Annotated in this window: 16 protein-coding genes; 11 read left to right on the forward strand and 5 right to left on the reverse strand. The window is 70.7% G+C overall.

The features are described 5' to 3' along the window. The first annotated feature begins 142 nt into the window (after positions 1 to 142). The 3 genes from K8612_RS14875 (at position 143) to K8612_RS14885 (ending at position 4,261) form a co-directional block, all read left to right on the forward strand. Positions 143 to 2,611 (forward strand): heavy metal translocating P-type ATPase, encoded by a 2,469-nt coding sequence (locus tag K8612_RS14875; RefSeq protein ID WP_223762733.1) that lies wholly within the window; start codon positions 143 to 145, stop codon positions 2,609 to 2,611. Positions 2,612 to 2,714: 103 nt separating this feature from the next. After that, on the forward strand, positions 2,715 to 3,128 hold the full coding sequence (locus K8612_RS14880; protein WP_223762734.1) for a four-helix bundle copper-binding protein: 414 nt from the start codon (positions 2,715 to 2,717) through the stop codon (positions 3,126 to 3,128). Positions 3,129 to 3,169: 41 nt separating this feature from the next. Next, complete coding sequence (locus tag K8612_RS14885) at positions 3,170 to 4,261, forward strand: aromatic ring-hydroxylating dioxygenase subunit alpha (protein ID WP_223762735.1); 1,092 nt, start codon at positions 3,170 to 3,172, stop codon at positions 4,259 to 4,261. A 7-nt stretch (positions 4,262 to 4,268) separates the two neighbouring features. On the opposite strand, the gene K8612_RS14890 is transcribed toward K8612_RS14885, so the two are convergent. Continuing rightward, positions 4,269 to 5,228, reverse strand: coding sequence for a PLP-dependent cysteine synthase family protein (locus K8612_RS14890; protein ID WP_223762736.1), 960 nt, complete (start codon positions 5,226 to 5,228; stop codon positions 4,269 to 4,271). 174 nt (positions 5,229 to 5,402) lie between these two features. Between K8612_RS14890 and K8612_RS14895 the strand changes: the two genes are divergently transcribed. Both K8612_RS14895 and K8612_RS14900 read left to right on the forward strand, forming a co-directional pair. Next, the gene (locus K8612_RS14895) at positions 5,403 to 6,863 is read left to right on the forward strand and encodes an ATP-binding protein (RefSeq protein WP_223762737.1); all 1,461 of its coding nucleotides are present in this window, start codon (positions 5,403 to 5,405) and stop codon (positions 6,861 to 6,863) included. Between the two features lie 83 nt (positions 6,864 to 6,946). Continuing rightward, a complete protein-coding gene (locus tag K8612_RS14900; protein WP_223740771.1) occupies positions 6,947 to 7,555 on the forward strand; it encodes a DUF2378 family protein in 609 nt (202 codons plus the stop codon). Here the strand turns inward: K8612_RS14900 and K8612_RS14905 are convergent. Both K8612_RS14905 and K8612_RS14910 read right to left on the reverse strand, forming a co-directional pair. Beyond that, positions 7,546 to 8,481: a pirin family protein gene (locus tag K8612_RS14905; RefSeq protein ID WP_223762738.1), complete on the reverse strand. Its 936-nt coding sequence runs from the start codon at positions 8,479 to 8,481 to the stop codon at positions 7,546 to 7,548. The genes K8612_RS14900 and K8612_RS14905 overlap by 10 nt on opposite strands. A 114-nt stretch (positions 8,482 to 8,595) precedes the next feature. Continuing rightward, positions 8,596 to 9,222, reverse strand: a complete 627-nt coding sequence (locus K8612_RS14910) for a double-CXXCG motif protein (protein ID WP_223762739.1) — start codon at positions 9,220 to 9,222, stop codon at positions 8,596 to 8,598. Between the two features lie 171 nt (positions 9,223 to 9,393). On the opposite strand from K8612_RS14910, the gene K8612_RS14915 reads away from it, so the two are divergent. Continuing rightward, complete coding sequence (locus K8612_RS14915; RefSeq protein WP_223762740.1) at positions 9,394 to 9,864, forward strand: hypothetical protein; 471 nt, start codon at positions 9,394 to 9,396, stop codon at positions 9,862 to 9,864. Between the two features lie 67 nt (positions 9,865 to 9,931). On the opposite strand, the gene K8612_RS14920 is transcribed toward K8612_RS14915, so the two are convergent. Continuing rightward, positions 9,932 to 10,486, reverse strand: coding sequence for a GNAT family N-acetyltransferase (locus K8612_RS14920; RefSeq protein ID WP_223762741.1), 555 nt, complete (start codon positions 10,484 to 10,486; stop codon positions 9,932 to 9,934). A gap of 30 nt (positions 10,487 to 10,516) precedes the next feature. Next, a complete protein-coding gene (locus K8612_RS14925) occupies positions 10,517 to 10,876 on the reverse strand; it encodes a DUF1778 domain-containing protein (RefSeq protein ID WP_223762742.1) in 360 nt (119 codons plus the stop codon). Between the two features lie 357 nt (positions 10,877 to 11,233). Between K8612_RS14925 and K8612_RS14930 the strand changes: the two genes are divergently transcribed. From K8612_RS14930 to K8612_RS14950, 5 genes are all read left to right on the forward strand, one after another. After that, on the forward strand, positions 11,234 to 15,580 hold the full coding sequence (locus K8612_RS14930; RefSeq protein WP_223762743.1) for a DEAD/DEAH box helicase: 4,347 nt from the start codon (positions 11,234 to 11,236) through the stop codon (positions 15,578 to 15,580). A gap of 192 nt (positions 15,581 to 15,772) precedes the next feature. Continuing rightward, a complete protein-coding gene (locus K8612_RS14935) occupies positions 15,773 to 16,267 on the forward strand; it encodes a hypothetical protein (RefSeq protein WP_223762744.1) in 495 nt (164 codons plus the stop codon). 18 nt (positions 16,268 to 16,285) lie between these two features. Next, positions 16,286 to 17,431, forward strand: a complete 1,146-nt coding sequence (locus K8612_RS39555; protein ID WP_223762745.1) for a helix-turn-helix domain-containing protein — start codon at positions 16,286 to 16,288, stop codon at positions 17,429 to 17,431. Between the two features lie 10 nt (positions 17,432 to 17,441). Further along, positions 17,442 to 19,361, forward strand: a complete 1,920-nt coding sequence (locus tag K8612_RS14945; RefSeq protein WP_223762746.1) for a S41 family peptidase — start codon at positions 17,442 to 17,444, stop codon at positions 19,359 to 19,361. 207 nt (positions 19,362 to 19,568) lie between these two features. Next, positions 19,569 to 20,963, forward strand: coding sequence for an ammonium transporter (locus K8612_RS14950; RefSeq protein WP_223762747.1), 1,395 nt, complete (start codon positions 19,569 to 19,571; stop codon positions 20,961 to 20,963). The last annotated feature ends 188 nt before the right edge of the window (positions 20,964 to 21,151 follow it).

Genomic DNA, 21,151 nt, shown 5'->3' on the forward strand with positions numbered 1-21,151 from the left:
CCGCGCGGACAAACCCGGGGCCCGCCTGGCGCCCTGCCTGGCAGTGGGAGGAGCGCGGGCGGCACGGGGTGGGGGCGGGAGGGTTACGCATGTGTAAGAGCGCGCCGGGTGCCGCGTTGGCCCGGGGAAAGGAGCCATCCCCATGACGCATCCCCACCCGCATTCCCCCGTCCCGTCCTCGCCCCAGCCGCCGCCCCCCGTGGGCGGAGCGGGGCCCGCCATCGACCCCGTGTGCGGCATGGAGGTGGACCCTCGCGCGCCCCGGGGCGGGAGCTGGGAGCACGAAGGCCACACCTGGTTCTTCTGCAACCCGAAGTGCCGCCAGCGCTTCCAGGAGGACCCCGCGCGGTTCCTCCAGCCCGGGACGCCGCCACCCCCCGCCGCGCCGGGCGCCGTGTACGTGTGCCCCATGGATCCCGAGGTGCGGCAGGACGCGCCCGGGGCGTGCCCGAAGTGCGGCATGGCGCTGGAGCCCGAAGCGCCGCCCGTCCTCCAGACGCGCGTCGAATACACCTGCCCCATGCACCCGGAGGTGGTGCGCGACGGGCCCGGCACCTGCCCCAAGTGCGGCATGGCGCTGGAGCCGCGCACGGTGATGGTGGAGGAGCCGCCGGATCCGGAGCTGCGTTCGATGACGCGCAGGTTCTGGGTGGGGCTGGCGCTGAGCGTGCCGCTGATGCTGCTGGGCATGTCGGACATGCTGCCGGTGCGGCACGGGCTGTCGGCCTCGGCGCTCGTGTGGGCGCAGTTCGCGCTGGCGACGCCGGTGGTGCTGTGGGTGGGGGCGCCGTTCTTCCAGCGAGGCTGGGCGTCGGTGCGGAACCGGCACCTGAACATGTTCACGCTCATCGCGCTGGGCGCGGGCGCGGCGTACGTCTTCAGCGTGGGCGCCATGCTGTTCCCGCACCTGTTGCCCCAGGGCGCGCGCACGGGGCACGGCGGCACCGCGCCCGTGTACTACGAAGCGGCGGCCATCATCCTCACGCTGGTGGCGCTGGGGCAGGTGCTGGAGCTGCGCGCCCGCCACGCGACGTCCGGCGCGCTGAGGGCCCTGCTGTCGCTGGCCCCCGCCACGGCGAGGCGCATCTCGGACGACGGCCATGAGGAGGACGTGCCGCTGTCCCAGGTGCACGCCGGGTGGCGCCTGCGCGTGCGCCCCGGTGAGAAGGTGCCGGTGGACGGCGAGGTGCTGGAGGGCGCGAGCTCGGTGGATGAGTCGCTCGTCACCGGAGAGCCCGTGCCGGTGGAGAAGGGGCCGGGCGCGAAGGTGACGGGCGGCACGGTGAACGGCACGGGCACGCTCGTGATGCGCGCGGAGCGCGTGGGGAAGGACACGCTCCTGTCGCGCATCGTCCAGCGCGTGGCCGAGGCGCAGCGCACGCGCGCCCCCATCCAGCGGCTGGCGGACCGCGTGGCCGGCGTCTTCGTGCCCGCGGTCATCGCGGTGGCGGGGGTGACGGCGGTGGTCTGGGGCGTGTGGGGCCCGGAGCCGAGGCTCGCGCACGCGCTGGTGAACGCGGTGGCGGTGCTCATCATCGCCTGCCCGTGCGCGCTGGGCCTGGCCACGCCCATGTCCGTGATGGTGGGCACGGGGCAGGGCGCGCGCATGGGCGTGCTCATCCGCGACGCGGCGGCGCTGGAGCGGATGGCGGCGGTGGACACGCTGGTGGTGGACAAGACGGGCACGCTCACGGAGGGCAAGCCGCGCCTCGTGACGGTGGAGCCCGCGCCGGGCGTGGACGCCTCCGCGCTGCTGCTCCAGGCCGCGAGCCTGGAGCGCGGCAGCGAGCACCCGCTGGCCGCCGCCGTGGTGTCGGGCGCGAAGGAGCGGGGCGTGTCCCCCGGGCGCGTGGAGGACTTCCAGTCCGTGCCGGGGCAGGGCGTCCGGGGCCGCGTGGAAGGACGCGACGTGGCGCTGGGCAACGCGGCGTTGATGCGGAGCCTGGGCGTGGAGGTGGAGGCGCTGACGGAGCGCGCGGAGGCGCTGCGCCAGGAGGGCCAGACGGTGGTGCTGGTGTCGGTGGACGGCCGCGCGGCGGGGCTCCTGGGCGTGGAGGATCCGCTCAAGCCGTCCACGCCGGAGGCCCTGGCGAGGCTGCGGGCCGAAGGGCTGCGCGTGGTGATGCTCACCGGCGACAGCCCCACGACGGCGCACGCGGTGGCGCGCAGGCTGGGCATCACGGAGGTGCTGGCCGGCGTGCAGCCGGACGCGAAGGGCGACGCGGTGAAGGCGCTGCAGTCCCGGGGGCGCGTGGTGGCGATGGCGGGCGACGGCGTGAACGACGCCCCGGCGCTGGCGCGGGCGGACGTGGGCATCGCCATGGGGACGGGCACGGACATCGCGATGGAGAGCGCGGGCGTGACGCTGGTGAAGGGCGACTTGCGAGGCATCGCGCGGGCGCGCGGGTTGAGCCAGGGCGTGCTGCGCAACATCCGGCAGAACCTCTTCTTCGCCTTCGTCTACAACCTGCTGGGAGTGCCGCTGGCGGCGGGCGTGCTGTACCCCTTCCTCGGGTTGCTCCTGAGCCCCCTGTTCGCGAGCGCGGCGATGAGCCTCTCGTCCGTATCCGTCATCGGCAACGCCCTGCGGCTGCGGCGGCTGAAGCTCTAGCCCGGCGGCCGGCTGGTCGGTCGGGCACGCGGGGCGGGGTGGTTGCCGCTCCAAGCGTGCCCACCGTGAGGGGAGGACCCCGGGACCCGAAAGGACGCCCCCCATGGCGAACGCGGAAGTGAACCGAAGCGATGACGACCTGCGCGAGTGCATCGACCACTGTCTGGCCTGTCACCGCGTCTGCATGGGGACGCTGGCGGACTCCCTGACGCGGGGAGGCCGGCTCGCCGAGCCGGGGCACCTCCGGCTGCTGATGGACTGCGCGGACATCTGCGAGACGAGCGCGCGGTTCATGCTGCGCGGCTCGGAGCTGCACTCGCGCACCTGCTTCGCCTGCGCGGAGGTGTGCGCCGCCTGCGCGACCGCCTGCGAGGCGATGGGCGACGAGGGGCGGATGAAGGCCTGCGCGGACGCCTGCCGCCGCTGCGAGGAGTCCTGCCGGAGGATGAGCGGTGGGGTGATGCCCCAGCCCCTCAACCCGGAGGCCGCCCAGCGCTTCGCCGACCTGCCCGCCTGAAGGGGGCGTGCACGGAGGCCCGGGCCCATTAGACTGGGCGCATGAACGCCCGCGAGGAGGGGCGCACCCCAGGTGCGTCCCCCAGTCACATCTCCGTCGTCCGGCTTCCGCACTCCTGGTTCATCCTCTGCGCGTCGCGCGAGCTGGGGGACAAGCCGCTCGCCCGCACGCTGCAGGGCACGCCCCTGGTGCTCTTCCGGGGCGAGGGCGGCAGGCCCGGCGCCCTGATGGACCGCTGTCCGCACCGCAACGTGCCCCTGTCGCTGGGGCGCGTGAAGGACGGGCAGTTGGAGTGCGGCTACCACGGGTGGCGCTTCGACACCGGAGGCCAGTGCCGGCTCATCCCCGGCCTGGTGGGCGAGCCCGAGGCCCGCTCCCGCTGCGCCGCGTCCTACGCGACGCGCGAGCAGGACGGCTTCGTCTGGGTCTACTCCACGCCCGGCGTGGAGCCCACGACGGAGCCCTTCCGCTTCCCGCTGCTGGACGCGGGGGACTACACCACCGTGCGCCGGGTGCTGCGCGCGCCCGGGTCGCTGCACGCGGTGCTGGAGAACACGCTGGACGTGCCGCACACGGCCTTCCTCCACGGCGGCCTGTTCCGCACCGCGGAGAAGAAGAACGAAATCGACGTGGTGGTGCGCCGGAGCGCGGACCGCGTGGAGGCGGAGTACCTGGGCGAGCCCGCGCCCAAGGGGCTCGTCGGGAGGCTGCTCGCGCCGGGCGGCCAGGTGGTGCAGCACTTCGACCGCTTCCTGATGCCCTCCATCGCGCAGGTGGAGTACCGCATCGGGGACCGGAGCCACATCCTGGTCAACTCCGCCATGACGCCGGTGAGTGACTGGGAGACGCTCGTGTACGCGGTGGTGACGGTGAAGCTGCCCGTGCCGCGCTGGCTGCTCCGGGCCGCGGTGCCCTTCGTGCTGCCCGTGGGCCTGCACATCTTCGGGCAGGACGCGCGCATCCTGGAGAAGCAGACGGACTCCATCCGCCGCTTCGGCACGGAGGCCTACGCCTCCACCGAAATCGACGTCCTGGGGCCCAGCATCCTGCGCCTGATGCGCGCCCAGGAGCGCGAGCGCGCCGCGCCGCCTCCGGACACGGTGCACGAGACGCGCGTGCGCATGCGCACGTGAGCGGCCTTCAGCCGGCCCTGGGCGCGGCCCGGGGCTGCACCAGCTCCGTGGAGAAGTAACGCTCCATGCGGTCCGGGAACACCGTCACCACCTGGGCCTGCGGGCCCAGCCGCTTCGCCGCCTCCACCGCCGCCGCGTAGTTGAGGCCGGAGGACGGGCCCACCGGGAAGCCCCGGCGGATGAGCGCCCGCGCGGTGCGCATGGCCAGGTCGTCCGACACGTCCAGCTCCACGCGGCCCGGCATGTCCGCCTCGCGGTACAGCCGCGACAGGCCGTCCACCACGCCCGGCACGCGCGCGCTGAAGCTGCAACACTCGATGTCGCAGCCCAGCCCGGCGATGGGCCGCGCCACGAAGGGCGTCACCGGACAGCCCGCCTCCGCGAACGCCTGGTACAGCCCCACGATGGTGCCGCCCGTGCCCACGCCGCTCACCACGCCGTGCACCAGGCCGCCAGGCACCTGCGCCAGGATCTCCTGCCCCGTCCACACGCGGTGCGCCTCCGCGTTGTCCGGGTTCTCGAACTGGCGGGGCGCGAAGCCGCCGCGCTCCTTCGCCAGCGCCTCCGCCCGCGCGATGGCGCCCCGGATGCCCTCCGAGCGCGGCACCAGCTCCACCTCGCCGCCGTAGGCGCGGATGGCGATGAGCCGCTCCTCCGTCACGCCCTCCGGCATCACGGCCGTGAAGCGGCAGCCCATCTGCGCGCTCGCCAGCGCCATGGCGATGCTGGTGGAGCCGCTGGACGCCTCCACCACGTCGCCGCCCTGGCACAGCTCCCCCAGCCGCCACGCCTTCTCCAGCATGTACCGGGCGATGCGGTCCTTGGTGCTTCCACTGGGGTTGAGGAACTCCAGTTTGCACCAGATGGTCGGACCTTCCGGGTCCAGCCGCACGGGCACGAGCGGCGTGGGCCCCACGGCCTGGAGGAAGCGACCATCAGCGGGGAGCGGGCGGCAGGGAGGGCGCATGGGCCATCCCTATCGCGAAACGCGTTGGCGGGGGAGTCACCCTGTTGTCCAGCGAGCGGCGGCGGACGCCCGGTCCCCTGGCTGTTCTGTCGGAGAAGACATTTTCCCACGTGCAAGACTTGGCGCACCCGGTGGCAGCCATTACGAAGATGGGCCACGGTTCCATCCGCTCGCATGCCCTCCGCGCCCATCATCCTCAACGTCAACGACGACCTGGCCAGCCGCTACGTCACCTCCCGCGTGCTGTCCCTGTCGGGCTTCCAGGTGCTGGAGGCGGGCACGGGCAGGGAGACGCTGGCGCTCGCGGACGAACAGACGGACCTGGTCATCCTGGACGTCCGCCTGCCGGACATGAGCGGCCTGGAGGTGTGCCGCCGCCTGAAGTCCTCCCCGCGCACGCGCAACGCGCTGGTGCTGCACCTGTCCGCGCAGGCGGTGGGCCCCGCGGACCGGGCGCAGGGGCTGGAGCACGGCGCGGACGCGTACCTGGTGGCGCCGGTGGATCCGGAGGAGCTGGTGGCCCAGGTGCACGCGCTGCTGCGCCTGCGCCGCGCCGAGCGCGAGGTGCGCGTCCTCTCCGACCAGGTGCAGCAGCAGCGCCGCCTGCTGGAGCTGGCCATGGGCTCGGCGGCGGACCCCATCGCGCTCTACGACGGTGACGGGACGCTCGTCTACGCCAACCAGGCGGTGGCCGCGTCGCGCGGCTCGCACCACGTGCACGTGCCGGGCAGGACCATGGACGCGCTGCGCGCGATGGACCCCCAACTGGAGTCCTTCGCGCAGTCGCTGGACGCGGCGCGGCGCACGGGCCAGGTGCAGCGCGGCCGCATCACCCTGTCCTCGGACCAGGGCTCCCGGCACTTCGAGTACACCATGTCGCCCGCCACCGGCCCCACGGGCGCGGTGGAGGCCGTCATCGCCACCGGCCAGGACGTCACGGAGGCGCGCAACGCGGAGGACTTCCGCGAGCAGTTCATCGGCATCCTGGGCCACGACCTGCGCAACCCGCTCAACGCGCTGTCCATGTCCGCGCAGCAGCTCCAGCGCCAGGGCGAGCTGTCCGACCGCCAGCGCGTCTTCACCGAGCGCATCCTCACCAGCGCCGAGCGCATGGAGCGGATGATCCGCCAGTTGCTGGACTTCGCGCGGGCGCGGCTGGGCGCGGGGCTGCCGGTGGTGCGCTCGCGGTGCGACCTGTTCGACGTGGTGCGCGGCGCGGTGGAGGAGTCGCGCGCCAGCCACCCCCACCGCGAGCTGCTGCTGGAGGTGCGGGGGGACGGGCGCGGCGCGTGGGACGCGGACCGGCTGGAGCAGGTGGTGGGCAACCTGCTGTCCAACGCGCTCAAGTTCAGCCCGCCGGACTCCCCCGTGCGCGTGAGCGCGGAGGGGCTGGACGGAGAGGCCGTGGTGCGGGTGCACAACCTGGGCGCGCCCATCCCGCCGGAGCAACTGCCGCACCTCTTCGCCGCGTGGCGCCGCGCCGGCCGCAGCGACCGGGAGCGCGGCGCGTCCGGAGGGCTGGGCCTGGGGCTCTACATCACCGGACAGATCGTCCGCTCCCACGGCGGCAGCGTGCAGGTGACCTCCACGGAGGCGCAGGGGACGACCTTCACGGTGCGCCTGCCGCGAGGCTGAAAAACCTACGGGTTTGACGACTCGTGGACGGATGCATTGCGTCCACCCTTCCGCATGCGCAGGGGCGACTCCACCCTGGGGGCATGGCCCCATCCGAAAAGCAAATCTTCGCCCAGAGCGTGGAAGCCCTCTTCGTGCGTGCGTTGGGGCCGTACCTGACGCGTGACGGGCGCCAGAAGCTGAAGGCCGCGGGCCTGAACCTCTCCGAGCCGCTGCGCCCCCACTACGCGCTGGAGCAGTGGCGCGTCTTCCTGGACATCGCCGCGCGGGACGTCTTCCCCGGCCAGCCGCTGGAGGCGGCCTACCTGGAGCTGGGGGCGCGCTACCTGAAGGGCTTCCAGCAGACGTCCGTGGGGCGGGCGAGCATGCAGCTCGTGACGCACCTGGGCCCGCGGAAGACGCTGGAGCGCGTGCCGTACAACCTGCGCGCGGGCAACAACTTCAACGAGGTCCGGGTGGAGGAGCTGTCGAAGCAGGACGCCACCCTGTGGGTGAAGGACGTGCTGGCGGACAACCCCTTCTTCGCCTGCGGCTTCCTGGCGGAGACGCTGCGCGCGTCGGGCGCGGGCTCACCGGAGGTGAGGCCCATCGCCTTCGACGGGACGGCGGCGACGTACCGGCTGACGTGGTCGCAGTCGCACGCGCAGCGGCCCGCGGGCACGCTGGCGCCGGTGCGCCGGCTCTACGGGTAGCGCACGGGCGCGGGCGGATCCTCCGGCGGCAGGGGGATGAACTCCGTCTCCGTGGGGACGGGCGCGAAGCGGCCCTCCTTCCAGTCCGCCTTGGCGGCCTCCAGGCGCTCCTTGGAGGACGACACGAAGTTCCAGAAGAGGTAGCGCGGGCCGTCCATGGGCTCGCCGCCCAGGAGCATCATCCGCGCGGAGGACTGCGCGTTGAGGATGATCTCGCTGCCCGGCTTGAACACGAGCAGCTCGCCGGGCTGGAAGCGCGTGCCCTCCACCTCCAGGGTGCCCTCCACGAGGTACAGGCCGCGCTCCTCGTACTCGGAGGAGAGCTTCAGGCGGGAGCCCGCCTCCATCTTCGCGTCCCCGTAGAAGAGGTCGGAGTGGGCGCGCACGGGGGATTTGCCGCCGTGCATCTGGCCCGCGATGACGGTCAGGTGGACGCCCTCGCCGTCGATGACGGGGAGTGTGTCGGCGGGGTGGTGGACGAAGGCGGGGGCGACCTCTTCATGCTGCTTGGGGAGGGCGACCCAGGCCTGGATGCCGAAGAGGCGGCCGCCGGCGGCGCGGGGTTCGGGGGCGGTGCGCTCGGAGTGGGCGATGCCCTGGCCGGCGGTCATCCAGTTCACGGCGCCGGGGCGGATGGGCTGCACGAAGCCCAGCGAGTCGCGGTGGAGGATTTCGCCCTGGAAGAGATAGGTGACGGTGGACAGGCCGATGTGCGGATGGGGGCGCACGTCCAGGCCGTGGCCGGGGTCGAAGTCCGCGGGGCCCATCTGGTCCAGGAAGATGAAGGGGCCGACCATGCGGCGGCGCGCGGAGGGCAGGGCGCGCCGGACATGGAAGCCATCGCCCAGGTCGCGCACGCGCGGGACGATGAGCGTCTCCAGGGAGGGCGGGGGCTCACGGCCCTGCAGGTCTTCTTCCCAGCTCATGGTGTGGCTCCTTTTCCGAGGGGCGCAGTGTGCCCCGGTTCTGGCGGGAGTGCGCGGCCCACTTGCCGTGGAATGAGGCGCGATGTCGGGTGCCTGTACAGGGGCGGAACTGGCTCAGTGGACCGAGCCTGTGCGGGATTCGGGCACGACAGCGGCTTCGCGAAACATCACGTCGGACGGGCCCAGTGCCTCGATTGCTTCGACGAAGCGTTCGTTGACGAAGGTGAACGTCGTTCCGTTCGCGGGGCGGAAGATGTCCACATCGTGAGGGAGCACATCTCCGTCCAGCCAGGGCTCGGGCGAGATTCGTGCCTCGTACCCGCCGCATGTTGGGCACTTGGGGCCTGTCAGGACCGCGTCCCGGTGCAGAAGCCCGCGCAGGGGAAGCTCCAGCTCATACAGCACGACTCCTGAATCGAGCCCCTGCAACTCCGCGCGCACGGGAACGAGCCCTCGGATCCCCACGGTCTGGAGGTGCCGCGAAGCCTCCTGCGTGACCAGCACCTCCCAGCCGTAACGAGCGCTCAAGGGGCCGAAGGTTCCGCTCGCCGTGCCTCGAAGCGGGCCGAACTGCATGCCGGGTTCCGGACACAGACCGGCTGGGAGGAGCGGCTGCACATGGGACACAAGGCGAGCGTACTCCGCGTGGGGTTCGACACGTGGCTCTACAAGCAGGTCACGCTCGGGCAACGAGGATAGATCAACGCGGGGAAGCGCGAACTGGCCACTCCAGTCATGCACGTTGATGCCCTTCGACTGTTGATAGGCACTGTGGACCCATCAAGTCCTGTTGTCGCTGGGGGCAATTGCGAGCAGGAACGTGGGGCGCATAGCCTCACGGATATGGAGGCGGTATGGGAAATCGTTGCTACGGAACTCGTAGCCGGATGTGCCACATCGTACCGGCCTCAAATGGAAACCCTGGCAGGTCTTCCTGGGCTCGGCATTCTCGTTGAGAAGATTCCCATCAATGCAGGCGTGACTCGAGCCGACGTTGTTGTCATGGCGGAACTCGCTCTCCGGCGGGCAGGAATTCGAGTCCTCACAGACGAAGAGGTCGTCAAATCAGTTGCTAGTGCGTACCTGCACATTGCCGTGGATGTCGGTGCCCTCGGCAGGCCGACGGACCTCAGACTTTACAATGGGAAACGAGCATACGGCGTCGTCACCTGGGAAACCGGCGGCCAGTACGGAGCTGTCCCTAACCGTGAGATAGAGTCAGTTGTTCGCATGGCGCTCGCACCTATGCTCGACAGAGTCTGCAATGACTTCCTGAAGGCAAATCCGCCGCCCCTTCCCGCCGCGCGGCCTGCGCCAAAGCGCCGAGACCCTGAGATTGAAGAAGTTGATCCACAGTCCGTGAGTGATTCGATGCCCCTGTGAGCGATGCATGTACTGGTGCACTTGGCACGTTGCCGTTCGAGCCCACTTCCTTCTCGACTCTTCGTAGCTACGTTCCCTCATAGGTCGCTCTCAGGTCTTCCATCCTCACGAAGTAGCGCCGGGGCCACGACGCGGCCTCTGGCTCGGTGCGAATGAGGGCTGTGTAGTCATGTGCCTCGTAGAACGCCGCTGCGTGCGCGTTCTTCGCGTCCACGACGACGACGAGCCCTCCAATGTCCGTGTTGACGCGCAAGGCCCTGCGGTGGGCGTCATCGAGCAGATGCTCCCCGATGCCCATGCCCTTGCACCGCTCGTCGCGCGCAAGGCGCCCGATGAGGATGGCGCGGACCGGATAGTCCGGTAGCCGCCGGATGACGGGCGCAGGCAGGTTGCTGCGCTCCAGTTGGATCCAGGTGAGTGTGTAGAAGCCCAGCACCCAGGGCAGCTCAGGCCGTCCGTCGGGCCGGTGGAGCACCCAGGTCCGGTTCTCCTCGCGGCGCCCCTGCTGCGTAGCCTGTTGTTGGAAGAAGCGAGTGAGCGCCTCCTCCTCACAGCGGAAACCACTGGCAGCGTCCTTGCTGGTGATGGCGGTGAGCTCGGGAAACATCAGGGAGACCGTCATGACGGCACCCCCTTTCGTTTCTCCAAAACGTTAGCGGGCCTTCTTGCGCGCAAGCTTCCGAAGCCGGGGCAGCGGCTTCGCGGGCTTCTCCAACGCTTCCACGAGCCGGTCGAAGTCACTGTCGGGCAGCACGACGCGGCCTTCCTCTCGGGCGTTCCATTCCAGCCGGGTGAGGGATGGTGAGCTGTACTCAGCAAGCACCTGATGCTTCTCGTCCACGAAGGCGATGCGGCGGCCCAGGCTCGCCTCGAGCACGGCCTTGGCGAAGAAGCCCAACGCCTCCTTGATGACCTCGGTGTTGTCGATCTGGAGCTTGCTCCGAAGTTGCTCAAGCTGGGTTCCATAGGGCGCAGGAAGCGTTGCCTGCAGGCGGTAGGAGGAAGTCGTCATGGCGGGCACTCCGTTGCCAACGGCTTGAGGGGAGCAGGGTCTCTTCCGCGAGGGCATTGATGTGCGAACGGATGCCCACTGGAAATTCAGTAGAAATCTACTGACATTCCAGCCGCTTTCAATCCGCCACCAGGGTCATGCACGGAACCGGGCGGCACCGTGATGCGGTGTCCTGTGGCGAGGTGATAACTGCCCGCCTGGGTGCCCTGCGTCCTGCTGGGGAGACGAATCCGTCGACGGTTCGGGGGTATACGCGGGCCCTCCGACATCCCCCTGACCTGGGGGCAGGAGAGGGCACCGGGCGTCCGTTGACGGCGCGCTGTACCTGTGTTCAGGCTGGCTGTCTGGGAGCCCGCCATGTCCCCTCAAATCGCCCTCGCGTTCACGTCGGAGTTCGCGGCCCATCCGGCGCTCGCCGCCTTCCACCCGGTGGTGCGGCGCTGGTTCGCTTCACGCCTGGGCGAACCCACCCGTCCGCAGATTGAAGGCTGGCCCCTCATCCACGGCGGCCATGACGTGCTCATCGCCGCGCCCACGGGCAGCGGCAAGACGCTCACCGCGTTCCTCGCCGCGCTGGACTCCCTGTTCCGGCTGGCGCTCGACGGCACGCTCACCGACCGCACCCAGGTCCTCTACGTGTCGCCCCTGAAGGCCCTGGGCAACGACGTGCAGAAGAACCTCCTCCAGCCGCTGGAGGAGCTGATGACCCTGGCGCGCGAGGAGGGCTACGAACCCCAGCCGCTCCGCGTCCAGGTGCGCACCGGTGACACGCCCGCGGGCGAGCGCGCCCAGATGGTGCGCCGCCCGCCGCACATCCTCATCACCACGCCCGAGTCCCTCTACCTCTACCTCACCGCCGAGCGCGCCCGCGCCACCCTGCGCCACGTGCGCACGGTCATCGTGGACGAGATCCACGCGCTCGCTCGCGACAAGCGCGGCAGCCACTTCGCGCTGTCCATGGAGCGCCTCAAGGCCCTCACCGACGTGCGCCCCCAGCTCCTGGGCCTGTCCGCCACGCAGAAGCCGCTGGACGCCATCGCCGGCTTCCTCACCGGCGCGTCCCTCACCGAGTGCAAGCGCGTGGAGGTCGGCCACCAGCGCCCGTGGGACCTCAAGGTCGAGATTCCGGACGCGGAGCTGTCCTCCATCGCGAGCCACGAGATGTGGGGGCAGGTCTATGACCGGCTCATCCATCTCTCCAGCGAGCACCGCACCACGCTCATCTTCGTCAACACGCGCAAGATGTCCGAGCGCGTGGCCCACGACCTGGGCGAACGCCTGGGCCAGCAGTGGGTGGCCGCGCACCACGGCAGCATGTCCCGCGAGATGCGCCTGTCCGCGGAAGAACGCCTCAAGGCCGGCCAACTGCGCGTGATGGTGGCCACCGCGTCGCTGGAATTGGGCATCGACGTGGGCAACGTGGACCTGGTCGTGCAACTGGGCACCACCAAGGCCATCTCCGTGCTGCTCCAGCGCGTGGGCCGCGCGGGCCACCACAAGGCGGGCATCTCCAAGGGCATCCTCTTCGCGATGACGCGCGACGAGCTGGTGGAGTGCGTCGCGCTCCTCAACGCCGTGCGCGAGGGAGACCTGGACGCGGTCCGCATCCCCAAGAAGCCGCTGGACGTGCTGGCGCAACAGATTGTCGCCGCGTGCGCGTGCGAGGAGTGGGACGAGCGCGCCCTCTTCAGCGTCTTCCAGCGCGCGTACCCGTACCAGGACCTGACCTGGGAGGAGTACCAGCAGGTGCTGGAGATGCTGTCGGAGGGCGTCTCCGAGCGCCGGGGCCGGGGCAGCATCCACCTGCACCGCGACCGGGTGAACCAGCGGCTCAAGGGGCGCCGGGGCGTGCGCATCACCGCGCTCACCAACGGCGGCGCCATCCCGGACACGTTCAACTTCAGCGTCACCGCGCAGCCGGAGGGCAAGGTGGTGGGCACGCTGGACGAGGACTTCGCGGTGGAGTCCTCGCCGGGGGACATCTTCCTGTTGGGCAGCACCGCGTGGCGCATCCAGCGCGTCGTGGGCAGCACGGTGATGGTGGAGGACGCGAGGGGCGCGCCGCCCAACGTGCCCTTCTGGCGCGGCGAGGCCCCGGGCCGCACGGACGAGCTGAGCCTCCAGGTGGGCCGCCTGCGCGAGGAGCTGCTGCGCCACGATGACCCGGCGGGCTTCCTGGAGAAGCTCCTGCGCGTGCCGCCGCCCGCGGTGGACGCGCTCCTGGGCTACCTGCGGCTGGGCAAGAAGATGCTGGGCGACGTGGTGCCCAGCCACAACCAGGTCGTCGCCGAGCGCTTCTTCGACGAGGCGGGCGGCATGCAGCTCATCATCCACGCGCCGTTCGGCAGCCGCATCAACCGCGCGTGGGGCATGGCGCTGCGCAAGCGCTTCTGCCGCTCGTTCGACTTCGAGCTGCAGGCGGCGGCCACGGAGGACGGCATCCTCCTGAGCCTGGGTGAGCAGCACTCGTTCCCGCTGGCGGACATCTTCGACTTCCTGCACCCGGACAACGTGGAGGAGGTGCTGGTGCAGGCCATCCTCCAGGCGCCCATCTTCGGCACGCGCTTCCGGTGGGTGGCGTCGCGGGCGCTGACGCTGCACCGGATGATGGGGGGCAAGCGCGTGGCGCCGAACCTCCAGCGCGCGCGCAGCGAGGACCTGCTGGCGGCGGTGTTCCCGGCGCAGGTGGGCTGCCAGGACAACCACGGCGGCGGGGACGTGGAGCTGCCGGACCATCCGCTGGTGAAGCAGACGATGGACGACTGTCTGCGCGAGGCGATGGACATCGACGGGCTGCGCGAGGTGCTCCGGCGCATGAAGGACGGGCGCATCCAACTGGTCGCGCGAGACGTCCCGGAGCCGAGCGTCTTCGCGCACGCGCTCATCAACAGCCAGCCCTACACCTTCCTGGACGACGCGCCGGCCGAGGAGCGCCGCGTGCGCAACGTGGCCCTGCGCCGCGCGATGCCCGCGGAGGACGCGGCGGCGTTCGGAGCGCTGGACGCGAACGCCATCCGGCAGGTGGTGGAGGACGCCGCGCAGCCGATGCGCGACGAGGACGAGCTGCACGACGCGCTGTTGCAACTGGTGCTGGTGCGAGCCTCGGAGGTGCCGCGAGGCCTGGAGACGGGCCTGTTCAAGCAGGGGCGCGTGGCCTGGCTGGAGCGGCAGGGCGGGCGGTTCCTGGTGTCGGCGGAGCGGGGCAACGCGGTGCGCGCGCTCTTCCCGGACGCCGTGACGCAGCCGGTGTTGCCGGTGCTGGAGTACGACCGGCCGGTGGAGCGCGACGCGGCGGTGCTCCAGGTGGTGCGCGGGCGGATGGAGCTGGTGGGGCCCACCACGGTGACGGAGCTGGCGCGGCTGACGCTGTTGGATGCGGACGACATCAACCTGGCGCTGCACCATCTGGAGAGCCAGGGCAGCGTGCTGCGAGGCCAGTTCCGCGCGCAGGACGACGTGCCGGTGCCTCGGGACGCGGACGGGAGCCCGGTGTTGGAGTGGTGCGACCGGCGCCTGCTCCAGCGCATCCACCGGCTGACGGTGGGGCGGCTGCGCCGCGAGATTGAACCGCTGAGCCCGCAGGACTTCATGCGCTTCCTCTTCCGGTGGCACCACCTGGAGGACGTGGACGCGCTGCGGGGCAGCACGGGATTGCTCAAGGCGGTGCGGTTGCTGCAGGGGTACGAAGCGCCGGCCTCCGCGTGGGAGCGCTTCCTGTTGCCCGTGCGCATGCGGGGCTACACGCCGGACCTGATGGAGCGCGCGTGCTACGCGGGCGAGGTGGCGTGGGGGCGGGTGACGCTGAAGGATCCGCCGAAGCCCGCGGGCCCGCGCCGGGGCGCGCCGGTGTTGGAGGCGCCGGAGCCGGTGGTGGCGAAGCGGTCTTCACCGACGCGCAACGCGCCGTTGACGTTCACGGTGCGCGAGGACCTGGAGTGGATGCTCGCGGCGGCGCGTCCGCACGCGGTGCTGGCGGACGGGGGCGTGTGGACGCCGCCGGACCTGAGCGCGGCGGCGAAGGACGTGGTGGGCGTGCTGGAGCGGCGGGGCGCGTGCTTCTTCCAGGACCTGGTGACGCGGGCGCGGCGGCTGCCGGCGGAGGTGGAGGACGCGCTGTGGGAGCTGGTGGCGAAGGGACTGGTGACCGCGGACGCGGTGCAGAACCTGCGCATCCTGCAGAGCCCGGCGCACCGCAAGCGCCAGAAGCTGCTCAACCGGGGCGGCCCGGGCCGCTGGAGCCTCCTGGCGCCGTCGGAGCCGAAGTCGCAGGAGGAGGTGACGGAGTCGCTGGCGAAGCTGTTCCTCCAGCGCTACGGCATCGTCTGGCGAGACCTGGTGATGCGCGAGTCGCTGGCGCCCACCTGGCGCGAGCTGTTGTTCGTCTACCGGCGCATGGAGGCGCGAGGCGAGCTGCGAGGAGGGCGCTTCGTGTCGGGCTTCGTGGGTGAGCAGTTCGCGCTGCCGGAGGCGGTGGACATGGCGCGGGCGGTGCGGCGCGCGGCTCCGTCCGGTGTGCGCATCCAGTTGTCCGGAGTGGATCCGCTGAACCTCACGGGTGTGGTGACACCGGGCCCGCGCGTGGCGGCGCTGCCGAACAACGTCGTCACGTACGTGGACGGGATTCCGCAGGGCGTGGACGCGGTGGAGGACGCGCCGGAGAACGAGGACGCGGAAGCCGATGGACCGCTCGCGCAGGTGAACTGACCCGCGCAGGACCGGGGCCGCTCGCGGCTTGAAGGCAGTTGGGGCGCAAGGGTGGAGTAACGCCCATGAGCCCCAGCATCCGGCACGGAAGACCTATGTCGTCTCCGAGGATGCACGGGGTGTTGGCACGGCGGAGGGGGCCGGCACTGGCGGCTCCGGCGCGGAGGCCTACTGCGGAGAAGTGCAGAAACAGTGCTTCGAGAAGTGTTGGAGGCGGAAACCTTCTATCTCCAGCATTCCGAAAAACTCGGCGATGCATCATCAGCACTGCACCACGCAGTGCCTCAAGGAAAGGCGTCGCCCTTGAGCCAGAATCCAGAAGTCAAAGTGGAGGATGTCCTCGAAGTTCTAGGGGCCGCGATGGAGCAGGCTCCCAAGGGCTCTCGAGAGTGGAAGGCGTTCGAAGCCGCTGCGTTCTGTCTGCTGTATGTTCAGGAACACGACAAGCTGGAGGACTTCGCGCACTACTACCGCGAACGCCTCGACCCCAACTTCAAGATCAAGGTCGAACGGGACTTCGGTACGCGAGCTGAAGCAGAGGTGTGGCTCAAGAGCGGCGAGGCCCTCCACCGCATGCAAATCCGCATCGACGGCAAGGGCTTCCTCGTGGTCCAGCTCCCAGGGCGGCTCACCCTGATGAACAACCCATTGCCCGAAGAACTCGGTACGGATGACTCCGAGGACTGACCCACGCAGGAGGTAGCGGTGATTCGATTCGGACCGTGGAGCACGACCCTGGGACTGGCCGCGGGCTTTGGCGCGCTCGTCTCCGTGCTGCTCCTGACGGCTTCCGGGAACCGCCCGGCGAACCGGCTCCTGGCCGCGTTGCTGGGCGTCTCCGTGCTGCGGCTGATGCCCTATGTCCTGGGCTTCGCGGGCTTCTATGACGCGTATCCCTGGCTGTCCTTCGCGCCGTTCGACCTGGGCCTCGCGACCGGGCCGCTGCTCTATCTCTATGTCCGTCGCCTCGTGACGCCCACGCTGCCCGCTCGCGCGTGGCGGCACTTCGTTCCCGCCGGCGTCATGCTCGGCTACACGCTGTGCGCGTTCGCGCTGCCCCTGACGTGGAAGTCGCGCTGGAACGACTCCGTCCATGAGCCGTGGATCGCTCCCGTCGAATCCGCCGCGAACATGCTCTCGCTCGCGGCGTACCTGGTGGCCTCCGTCCGCTTCCACGGCCGCTACCAGCGCTGGCTCCTGGAGCACGTCAGCGACCGGGACTCGCATCGCCAGCCATGGATCACGACCGTGCTCGTGTCGCTGGAGCTGGGGTGGACCGCGACCGTGGGCTTCGCGTTCGTGGACCGGTTCCTGACGCCCCTCAGCTACTACGACCGCTTCCCCCAATACCTGCTCTTCGCGGCCATCGTCCTGGGGCTGGGGCTGGAGGGCTGGCGCCATGCCGGACATCGCTTCCCCCAGTGGGCGCTCCGCGCCGACGGCGCCCCCGCACCGGACCGCGACTGGGCCGCCCTGGCCGCTGGATGGGAGGCCCGCATCCAGAGCGCGGGCTGGTGGCGCGAGCCGGGCCTCACCCTCTCCGATGTCGCCCGCCGCCTGGGCACCAACGAGAGCTATGCGTCGCGCGCCTTCAACCGGGGACTGGGCCGCAACTTCAACACCGTCATCAACGCCATGCGCGTGGCCGCCGTGCAGCAGCGGCTGGCCTCCGATGACCCGACACCGCTGCTGACGATGGCGCTGGAGGCGGGCTTCGCCTCCAAGGCCAGCTTCAATCGCATCTTCCGCGAACACACCGGCCTCAGCCCCTCCGCGTGGCGGACGGCTCAACAAACGAAAAACCGCGCGCCTCCAGGACTTGAGACGACGGAGGGGGATGTGCCGGCGTAGCTCTCCGGCCATGCTGCTGCCCGCGCTGGCCCTGACGCTGCTCCTCGCCGTCCCTCCGCCTCCCTCCATCACCCTGGACGCGACGAAGGCGCGTGCCGACGTCGCGCTCCTGCGCCGGGCGCTGGAGACCCTCCATCCGGGCCTCCACCGCTACCGCGACAAGGCCGGTACGCAGGCCGCGTTCGCCCGCCTGGAGGCGGCGGCGTCACGTCCCATCACCGACCTCGCGCTGTGGCGGGAGGTCTCGCTGTTGCTCGCCGGAATCCACTGCGACCACACCAAGGCGGAGCTTCCAGAAGCGCTGGAGGCGTGGCGCCGCGCCCAACCCACGCACCTGCCGCTGCGCTTCAAGCTCATCGAAGGACGGATGATCGTCGTGTCGAACGACGGTCAGCCCGGAGCCCCGCCTCCCGGCTCGGAGCTCGTCGCCATCAACGGCCTGCCCGTGCCCCGCGTGTTGCCCACCCTGGGCCGCACCGTCGCCTACGACGGGAGCACCGACCAGGCCATCGCCGCGAAGCTGGCGTCGGACAGCGACCTCATGGGCGATGACTTCAACGAAGCCTGGCCCGCCTTCCACGGGTTCCCCTCGCGCTGGGAGCTCGATTGGAAGCGCCCGGGAGAGCGCCAGCCCACGCACGTCGCCCTGGAGCCCATCCCGTTCACGCGGTGGACCTCGCTGGCCTGGCCGGGGAGCCCCTACCGCGACGAGTTCTACAAGGCCCTCCATTGGCGGCTCGACGGCAGGGTCGCCACGTTGCGCATCGACACCTTCGTGAACTACCGCAACCCCGTGCACCCCGAGGCCTTCCTGGGCGCCTTCTTCAAGACGCTGAAGGCCCGAGGCGTGGAGCACCTCGTGCTCGACCTGAGGGAGAGCGGAGGCGGTTCGGATGAGGTGGCGGTCGCGCTGCTGCGCCACCTGCTCCCGGAGCCCTTCGTCTGGTTGAAGCCCGCGCGGCTCAAGGCCATCCGCTACGGAGACCTTCCCCAGCACATCGAGAGCTGGGGCAACCGGCAGGAGCTCTTCGAGCCGCCCCTGGAAGACTTCCGCCGCATGAAGGACGGCACGTGGGAACGCTTGCCCCCGCCGGACGAGGCCGCGAGGCAGCCTCGGGAGCCCTCACCGGACCGCTTCACCGGAAGGCTGACGGTCCTCACCGGCCCCATGAACGCCTCGGGCGCGACGATGGCGATCGCGCACCTGAAGGAGCGCGGGGGCGCGCGGCTCGTGGGGGAGGAGAGCGCCGGCAGCGCGGAGGGCCCCACGGCGGGCCGCATCTTCCTCCTGACGCTGCCCCACGGCGGCGTGCGGATCCGCATCCCCATTGCCTGGAACCGGACGAACATCGAGCACTTCGTCGCGGGCCGAGGCGTCCCCGTGGACGAGACCGTCATCCCCACGCTCCTCGACTTCGAGGCGGGACGGGACCGCGTGGCCGAAGTCGCGAGGGCCCCCGCGCCGCCCGCCGTCCCCTCCCTGGCCTCCGCGCTGGCGGGCGACTGGAGCGGCACGCTCGACTACCGCGACTTCGGAAGCGACCGGCGCGTCGTCCTCCCCACGCTCCTCACCGTGACAGGGGAGGGGGAGGAGGCCCGCCTCGCCTTCACCTTCGACGACGGCCCCGGCAAGACGGTCCGCGCATCGCCGGTCCTGCGGATCCGCGCGGGGCTCGAAAGTGAAGAGGGGCGCTCCACCGAACGGATGCGCATCCTCGAACGCCGTGGAGGCCGCGACGCCCGCGAGCTGACCCTGGTGGCGGAGGGGACGGGGCACGAGAACGGAGCCCCTGTCGAAGTGCGCACGGTCCTGACCCGCCGCGGTGACGCCCTCTCGCTCAGCCGGCTCACGCGTCGCCCCGGGGAGCCGTTCCTGCTCCGCCACGTGTACCGGCTGGCGCCCCAGGAACCCCCTCCCCAAGGTCCGTGACGGACTGCGTCAGGAGCAGGGCCGAGACCGGAGAAGCCGTCAGGGGGCTGGCCTGACGGTTGCCGCCCAAAGCACTCCTGTCCGAACATCTGAGACTAAAGTGTCGGAATTTAGAGTTGATTGGTCGTTAAATATGTCATCGCTGATTGAAACTAGCCCAGTCCGGACCTACACTGCGTTGCGTCAGCTCTCTGGAGAGGTGCGGCGATGCAGAAGTGGATGGCGATGGTCCTGCTGGTGGCGGTGGGGGTGGCGGGGCTGCTGGTGACCCCGGCGGCGCAGGTGAAGCAGGGCGGTCCCATCAACCCGGCGGACACCGCGTGGCTGCTCACCGCCACGGCGCTGGTGCTGCTGATGACGCCCGGCCTGTCGTTCTTCTACGGCGGCATGGTGCGGTTGAAGAACGTGGTCTCCACCCTGATGCAGAGCTTCATCGCCATGGCCGTCATCAGCGTGCTGTGGGTCGTGGTGGGCTTCAGCCTCTGCTTCGGCGACAGCTTCCACGGCCTCATCGGGGACCCGCGCACCTTCTTCATGTTCAGCGGCGTGGGCGGTGAGACGCACCCGGACCTGGCGCCCACCGTGCCGCTGCTCCTCTTCGCGCTCTTCCAGCTCAAGTTCGCCATCATCACCCCGGCGCTCATCACCGGCGCGTTCGCGGAGCGCGTGCGCTTCAAGGCGTACCTGCTCTTCATGGTGCTCTTCAGCCTCTTCATCTACGCGCCGCTCGCCCACTGGACGTGGCACCCGGAGGGCTTCCTGCGCCAGTGGGGCGTGCTCGACTTCGCCGGTGGCACCGTGGTGCACATGTCCGCGGGCCTCGCCGCGCTCGCGGGCGCCATCGTCCTGGGGCGCCGCCAGGTGCACCTGACGCACGCCACGCACGCTCCCGCCAATGTCCCCTTCGTGATGCTCGGCACGGGCATGCTGTGGTTCGGCTGGTTCGGCTTCAACGCCGGCTCCGCGCTGTCCGCGTCGTCCCTGGCCACGCTCGCCTTCGCCACCACCAACACGGCCTCCGCCGCCGCGATGCTCGGGTGGATCGCCTTCGACTGGCTGCGCGGCCGCAAGCCCAGCGCCATGGGCGCCTGCGTGGGCGCGGTGGTGGGCCTGGTCGCCGTCACCCCCGCCGCGGGCTTCATCACCGTGGGGCAGAGCATCCTGGTGGGGCTGGTCGCCAGCTTCGTCAGCAACGCCGCCGTCCACTTCAAGAGCCGCACCGCGCTGGATGACACGCTCGACGTGTTCCCCTGCCACGGCCTGGGCGGCATGGTCGGGATGATCCTCACCGGCGTGCTCGCCAAGGACGTGGGCCTCATCCACGGCACCACGCGCACCTTCTTCATGCACCTCCTGGCGCTGGTCGTCGTCTCCGTCTTCTCCTTCGTGGGCTCGTTCCTCCTGTACAAGCTCGTCGACCGCATCGTCCCGCTGCGCGTCACCCGCGAGCAGGAGGAGGAGGGGCTCGACCTGAGCCAGCACGGAGAGACCGTGGGCGAGGTCCCCACCGCCGCGCTCGCCGTCCCCACGCCGCCCGCGCCCGCCACGAGCGCGCCTGGCGCACCGGAGCACGCCGCCCCGTCGGAGCCCGTGCCCGCGTAGCGCTTCGTCCCCAGCGGTGCCAGCGCGCACGGGGCCCCTCGCCTTCACGCGAGCGGGCCCCGTGGTGCCTTGGGGCAACGAGTGTGTGGGCCCCATGAGGCCGGAAACCTGTCGGGAAGGGGATGGGCAGGGCTCCCGCTGATCATTCGCGCGGGCAGCACCCTGTCAGGGGTCTGACGGTGCCCTGC

The sequence above is a fragment of the Corallococcus sp. AS-1-6 genome (genome assembly GCF_020037015.1).
Classification (GTDB): Bacteria; Myxococcota; Myxococcia; order Myxococcales; family Myxococcaceae; genus Corallococcus.

Excerpts from the sequence above, each read along its gene's own strand:
- K8612_RS14900 (WP_223740771.1), top strand. The coding sequence starts at position 6,947 with ATGGCCCCATCCGAAAAGCAAATCTTCGCCCAGAGCGTGGAAGCCCTC.
- K8612_RS14925 (WP_223762742.1), bottom strand. The coding sequence starts at position 10,876 with ATGACGACTTCCTCCTACCGCCTGCAGGCAACGCTTCCTGCGCCCTAT.
- K8612_RS14890 (WP_223762736.1), bottom strand. The coding sequence starts at position 5,228 with ATGCGCCCTCCCTGCCGCCCGCTCCCCGCTGATGGTCGCTTCCTCCAG.
- K8612_RS14880 (WP_223762734.1), top strand. The coding sequence starts at position 2,715 with ATGGCGAACGCGGAAGTGAACCGAAGCGATGACGACCTGCGCGAGTGC.
- K8612_RS14915 (WP_223762740.1), top strand. The coding sequence starts at position 9,394 with ATGGAAACCCTGGCAGGTCTTCCTGGGCTCGGCATTCTCGTTGAGAAG.
- K8612_RS14950 (WP_223762747.1), top strand. The coding sequence starts at position 19,569 with ATGCAGAAGTGGATGGCGATGGTCCTGCTGGTGGCGGTGGGGGTGGCG.
- K8612_RS14945 (WP_223762746.1), top strand. The coding sequence starts at position 17,442 with ATGCTGCTGCCCGCGCTGGCCCTGACGCTGCTCCTCGCCGTCCCTCCG.
- K8612_RS14905 (WP_223762738.1), bottom strand. The coding sequence starts at position 8,481 with ATGAGCTGGGAAGAAGACCTGCAGGGCCGTGAGCCCCCGCCCTCCCTG.
- K8612_RS14895 (WP_223762737.1), top strand. The coding sequence starts at position 5,403 with ATGCCCTCCGCGCCCATCATCCTCAACGTCAACGACGACCTGGCCAGC.
- K8612_RS14930 (WP_223762743.1), top strand. The coding sequence starts at position 11,234 with ATGTCCCCTCAAATCGCCCTCGCGTTCACGTCGGAGTTCGCGGCCCAT.
- K8612_RS14920 (WP_223762741.1), bottom strand. The coding sequence starts at position 10,486 with ATGACGGTCTCCCTGATGTTTCCCGAGCTCACCGCCATCACCAGCAAG.
- K8612_RS14885 (WP_223762735.1), top strand. The coding sequence starts at position 3,170 with ATGAACGCCCGCGAGGAGGGGCGCACCCCAGGTGCGTCCCCCAGTCAC.
- K8612_RS14875 (WP_223762733.1), top strand. The coding sequence starts at position 143 with ATGACGCATCCCCACCCGCATTCCCCCGTCCCGTCCTCGCCCCAGCCG.